The 6,013-nt window shown below is 47.7% G+C and carries 5 protein-coding genes; 2 read left to right on the plus strand and 3 right to left on the minus strand.

What is annotated here, in order from left to right:
- Positions 1-177: 177 nt before the first annotated feature.
- Positions 178-537 (minus strand): histidine triad nucleotide-binding protein, encoded by a 360-nt coding sequence (locus tag NZ043_RS31560; RefSeq protein WP_024628477.1) that lies wholly within the window; start codon positions 535-537, stop codon positions 178-180.
- A 247-nt stretch (positions 538-784) separates the two neighbouring features.
- Here NZ043_RS31560 and NZ043_RS31565 point away from each other — a divergent pair, with 247 nt between their 5' ends.
- Both NZ043_RS31565 and NZ043_RS31570 read left to right on the plus strand, forming a co-directional pair.
- Positions 785-1,708: a cysteine synthase family protein gene (locus NZ043_RS31565; protein ID WP_339310128.1), complete on the plus strand. Its 924-nt coding sequence runs from the start codon at positions 785-787 to the stop codon at positions 1,706-1,708.
- Between the two features lies 1 nt (position 1,709).
- On the plus strand, positions 1,710-2,843 hold the full coding sequence (locus NZ043_RS31570) for a bifunctional cystathionine gamma-lyase/homocysteine desulfhydrase (RefSeq protein WP_339310130.1): 1,134 nt from the start codon (positions 1,710-1,712) through the stop codon (positions 2,841-2,843).
- Between the two features lie 758 nt (positions 2,844-3,601).
- Here NZ043_RS31570 and NZ043_RS31575 read toward each other — a convergent pair.
- Together NZ043_RS31575 and NZ043_RS31580 are read right to left on the minus strand one after the other, a co-directional pair.
- Positions 3,602-3,946: a hypothetical protein gene (locus NZ043_RS31575; protein ID WP_036674796.1), complete on the minus strand. Its 345-nt coding sequence runs from the start codon at positions 3,944-3,946 to the stop codon at positions 3,602-3,604.
- Positions 3,947-4,461: 515 nt separating this feature from the next.
- Positions 4,462-5,907 carry an SbcC/MukB-like Walker B domain-containing protein gene (locus NZ043_RS31580; RefSeq protein WP_339310132.1) on the minus strand — a complete coding sequence of 482 codons (1,446 nt, stop codon included), beginning with the start codon at positions 5,905-5,907 and terminating at the stop codon, positions 4,462-4,464.
- Positions 5,908-6,013 lie beyond the last annotated feature (106 nt).

Below are 6,013 nucleotides of genomic sequence, written 5' to 3' on the forward strand. Positions count from 1 at the left end.
TTTCATTATAGGCGAAAGGTAATAAAGGTGTCAACCTCAATGTAATGATCACTTATTTGAATCCATTTTATAACTCAAAGGTATTATGAAATGAATTCATTATATAAGCATTTGGTCACACATTCGTGGATTTAATGCATATGACTAAATCCTCAATATTAGTACCCATTAGCTCGTTTATTTGTGAGAATCGGACAGACTTGTCAACACGCCAAGTCTGGTACCACCCAACAAATGGTAATGCAGATGATGAACGGTTTGTTCTCCATCCTTACCACAATTGTTGATTAAGCGATATCCTGTTTCCTCCACGCCAAGACGCTTAGCCGCTTCTTGAGCAGCCAGATGAATCTCGCCGATCAATGGCAGATCTTCTGCAGTAACTTCATTCATGGAAGCAATATGTTTCTTCGGAATGACAAGAACATGCGTCGGTGCAGCGGGCTGGATGTCATGAAAAACGATAACATGGTCATTCTCAAGCACTTTATTGGAGGGAATGCTGCCCTCTACAATTTTGCAAAATAAGCAATCCATAGTTCATACCCTCCTTTGTATTCCAGTGTATGTATTCCCTTCTATCATACTAGAAGTAAAAACCCACGTCCAATCTCTAGACACACAACCAGGTAATCTAGGTCAACTCTCCATCTATCATCAAGTCGAACACTATACGACATTGGATGTATACCAAGCCATTTTATTGAAATATGGTTTTATCACGCACTTTTCCCAATTAAACAAATATGTATGGTTAATGACACACAAAAGGAGATTGGTTAATTTGACCGTTTATCAACATGTACAGGAACTTATAGGTAATACACCTCTACTTGAATTAACTCGTTATCCATTACCGGAAGGAATCCGCCTGTTCGCCAAACTGGAATTCATGAATCCTGGAGGAAGTGTGAAAGACCGGATTGGCAAGTTTTTATTGGAGAAGGCCTTGGCACGAGGAGATGTTAAGCCAGGTGGAACGGTGATCGAAGCTACCGCAGGCAACACAGGAATTGGTCTTGCAATGGCGGCTGTAGGCCTTAATTTAAAGGTCATTTTCACGGTACCTCAGAAGTTCAGCGTTGAGAAGCAGCAGTTGATGAAAGCCCTTGGTGCTACGGTAGTCAACACACCCACATCCGAAGGAATCACCGGTGCCATACGCAAGGCGGAATCGCTGGCGAAAGAAATACCGGGTTCGTATATTCCAGGTCAGTTCTCCAATGCGGATAACCCACTCGTACATTATGAACATCTGGGCCCTGAGATTTGGCGTGATCTGAACGGGCAGGTGGATGTATATATCGCCGGAGCCGGGTCTGGCGGAACTTTCATGGGAGTATCTCGCTATTTGAAGGAGCAAAAACCGTTAATTAAAACATGTATCGTAGAACCCGAAGGTTCGATTCTCGGAGGAGGTCCATCGGGACCACATCGTACAGAAGGAATAGGGGTCGAAACGTTATCTTCTTTTATGGATGTGAGTTACTTTGATGCCATTCATACGATCTCAGATGAAGATGCCTTTGAGCGGGTCAAGGATCTAGCCTTGTTGGAAGGCTTACTGGTAGGAAGTTCCTCAGGCGCAGCTATGCAAGCCGCATTAAACGAAGCTGTTCACGCAGCTCCCGGAAGTAACATCGTCGTTATTTTCCCGGATAGCAGCGAACGGTATTTAAGTCAAAATATCTATAATGGAGGTCAATGAAATGAGACCCAAAACAAAGCTGATTCATGCAGGTATTGTTGGTGATCCACACACTGGGGCAGTGAGTGTACCGATCTATCAAGTAAGCACGTATGAGCAAGAATCGGTTGGCGTACACAAAGGATACGAGTATTCACGTACAGGCAACCCTACCCGTCATGCGTTAGAAGAAGTTATTAAAGAGCTGGAGGATGGCGTTCGAGGTTTTGCTTTTAGTTCGGGAATGGCTGCAATTCACGCTGTAATGTCTCTGTTGAAAACTGGAGATCACGTCATTCTAACGGATGATGTATACGGCGGGACCTATCGCATTTTCACCAAGGTGCTGAATCGTCTGGGGATCGAGTCTACCTTTGTAGATACCACCTCACTACAAGCACTGGAGCAAGCTCTGCAATCCAATACGAAGGCCATCTATGTAGAAACACCTACCAATCCGTTACTCAAGGTCACTGATATTGCTTCTGTAGCGAAATGGTCGAAACAACATGAATTGTTGTTCATCGTGGATAACACGTTTAGTACGCCTTATTGGCAGACACCACTGGCTCTGGGGGCAGATATTGTACTGCATTCTGCAACGAAATATATCGGTGGTCATAGTGATGTCGTGGCGGGACTTGCGGTTGTTAACAGCGAGCAACTTGGAGAAGATCTGCATTTTATCCAAAATGCAATCGGCGCAGTCCTGGGACCTATGGATTCCTGGTTGTTGATGCGAGGTCTTAAAACATTGGGATTGCGGATGGAAGCGCAAGAAAGCAATACAGAGCAGCTTGTGACATTTCTGAATCAGCATCCAACGGTGAGCAAAGTTTATTATCCCGGGTTGCCCGACCATCCACAGCATAAGCTCGCTTCCACGCAAGCGAGAGGATATGGCGGTATGGTTTCCTTTGATGTAGGCAGTGCTGAAAAAGTAGATGACGTGTTAAGCAAAGTCCGTTATTTCACATTGGCTGAAAGTCTGGGCGCGGTGGAAAGTTTAATTTCTGTCCCTGCCCGAATGACACATGCTTCCATTCCCTATGAACGTCGGCAAGAATTGGGGATCACGGATGGTTTGATTCGGATCTCCGTTGGGATCGAGGATGTTGAAGATTTACTTGAGGATTTGAAATCTGCATTAAGTTAAGTACATTTTGAAGTCCATGCTGGTTGATCTTGGAGAGGGAGTAGTGGACGATTTTCCAGGGAACACAGGACGTCTTATTTGATGTTCAGGCTCTCATTTGAAATTATAAGGAACATCAGGCACGTTATTTCCCGAAATAACTCAAAAAAATGCTGAAAGCGGCTCTTTATTCGGTTATAAGGTGTATCAGATTCCTTAAAATTCTGAGGGCGCTTCAAAGCCTTGAATAAGATGCCTCAGATTCGTCAGCATTCACATCATGCTTTGCTCCTCCAATCGTGGGCCAGAGAACAGCAACGATTCCACCCCGAAGCGAAAATTTTTATCCAATAGAGAATTAAAGTTTTTCGGTGTCTTGATCGTTTGCTTGCACATGGGCACGTTCTCGCTTATTCAGGATGCGGTACGCCTCTGCTGCGGACACGTTAAGGCCCGCTTCTGCTTTAAGTAAGTTTGAATACACGTTATGTGCCATCCGTTCATCATCGACCTTACACTAATTAGATTCAATAAAAGGTCATGCCTTACAGAAGTTCGCTTCTGCACAGGCATGACCTTTTTTGGATATTCGGTATGTTGCCTGTAGTATTGCAATGACTGTTGCGATACATCAGGCTGAGACTCCGTATGTGATAAGACCTCTCTATTTCTTGCTGTACTGTACCATGAATGAAACATCCATCCTCAGCTAGTTATTTTCGAGATTTCATAAGAAGCATGAGAATGAATCACTGTAGTTATGCCTGTTTTTTTTAATTTCAATAGTACGGTAAAAGGGTTAACGCTGTAAGCGCAAATAACGGGAGCACCAGTCGGTTAAAACGTCTACGGCCATAACCATAATACGGATAAGGTGTAGGGTAGCCGTAACCTGGATAAAATCCGCGAGTATGACCTATCGGATAGTTCGCTCCCGGCATTGCATTTGGAGCCCAGTTCGCATGATTCACCATGGCTTCTGGTCCAACGGGAACAGCCAAGTAGATCATTTCGTCATCCACATTTTCCATAATGCCATCGTAGTGCATACCGTCATTCATCTGTACACATACATAACGGTGCATGTGTTCCTTACATATTTTCTTCGCTTCCACTTTTTCCACTTGCCAACGCCTCCCTGATTCTGCTCTTGATCACCTTTTTATGGTATTCAGAACTGGGCGAATTGACACTACTGACGAAAAAACACAAAAAAGAAGCACCCCGTGAGCGGCTTCCTTGGAAGGCTGCTGCGCGGACATCTATTCAGGAAACGTCCTGATCAGATGTCCGCCGGGGTACTTAAATAAAGTTTGTCGGCTTAACTGTAGTATAACAGCGGGATGAACCTGTATCTGTGATGTAACTCACTCCGCTATGTTATAAAAGGAAGAAAAGAAATATTCTCACAATATCAATTCGGAAATATTCAGTCACTTGGGCTATAAGAGCTTTTATCATTTTATATTGCTGAAACTCTCGGGGCAGAGAGAAGCGTAATGCCTCCCTCTTTTCTCCACGTCCTGCCGTTCAAGCGGTAACAGGTCACTTCTCATGACAAACATTCATCCGCACTATATTTTCGGCATTCTGGCCCAAGCCCGGATTGTGAGCGGATATACATCATACACGTTTACCTCTACAGAGTCTCCAAGACCACACGTGAGCCGTTTCCGGCCTCACCTGCTGGAATCACCACAAGTTTGCGCGGCAAGCGTGCACGCAGTTCAGGCACGTGACTGATTACACCAACAGCCAATCGGTCGTCATGCAATTTTTCCAGAGACGTAATGACGGTATCCAACAGTTCAGGGTCAAGGGTACCAAACCCTTCATCCAGGAAGAAGAATTGAAGTGGGTACTGACCTCGCAGCTGAATCTGGGCCGACAGTGCCAAGGCCAGTGACAACGAAGTCAAAAACGTCTCGCCACCTGACAACGTTGATACCGGTCGTTTGACTCCCCCGTTGGCATCATCACAAATCACAAAACCACCACCGGAATCCACCTCCAGTGAATAACGCTGTTTGGTCAGGAAGCGCAGACGCTGAGATGCCGCATGACTAACCTGCATCAGTTGTTCTTCGGCAATATACTCGACAAAAGCATTGCCTCTGAACGCGGATTGCAGTTTGCTGAGCAGTTCGCCTTGATGGCTTACCTCCACCCGCTTGTTCTCCAGTTCGGTCCAGCGAACATGTCGCTGCTCCACATCCTCCAGATCACGTTCTGCACGTGCTTTAGCACGAAGGGCAGCCTCGTCCTCAATTCGGACCTGCTGCAAACGTTCGGTGCAGGCTAACCACTGTTCCTCCGATACAACAGCACCACCCAGCTTTTGTTCCAGTTCACGCAATTGGGATGACAGTTCACGCTCACGTTCACGGTGCTGCTGGATCTCCCCTGCCAGTCGCTCTGCTTCCTGGGAAGGAATCGCCGCGGACACAACGGCATCATCCGAGTCAAACGGGGATTGTTCCAGCAATTGCTTCCACCGTTCCTGTGCCTGTTGCAGATGTTCTGTGGCCGAGGCGGCTGCCTGCTGAGCCATAACGTCTTTCTTGGCTGATTCCTGCTTCAGCGTGTCCGCTTCTTTGAAGCGTTGTGCCGAGTCCGAAGCTGTTTTCCGCAGTCCATCCAGACGAGCCTGAGCCGCAGTAATCAGATCTTCTACCCGCTGCTCTCCAACCCACTGGCGCAAGCGCTCTTCCTTCTCGGCCAGCTGTTTGCTATTGCCCTGCCACTCCGTTTGCCACTGAATCAGTTGTTTATCCAATTCCACCAGCTTCTGCTGGAGAGATTGAATGATTTCGTCTTTTTCCTCAAGGAACGTCACGCTTTTGTTCAGACGTTCCTTGATGTCTTCGGCGCGCGCATCGCGCTCCTGCATCGCCTGATAGAGGGCCTTGGCCTCCTCCTGTGCGATGCCTGGCAGTTCCGCGGCCCAGCGGCCCTGCAAGGCAGCCGCTGCGGCCTCGCTCTCGGCCAGCTTGCGCTCCGCCTGGGCGAGCCCGGCACGGCCGACCTCTTGCGCAGCTGCCGCTTCCATGCGGCGCTGCTGAGCGCCCACAGCCGCCTGCTGCAACGCGGCGGCTTCGACCTGGAGCGGCGCTGCTGCGGCAGCCAGCGCCTGCGTGGCTTTGCGCAGCGCAGCGGCACGCGATGCCCAGCCTGCCGGGGAGCGCCCGTGT

It is taken from the genome of Paenibacillus sp. FSL k6-2145 (assembly GCF_037976585.1).
GTDB lineage: Bacteria > Bacillota > Bacilli > Paenibacillales > Paenibacillaceae > Paenibacillus.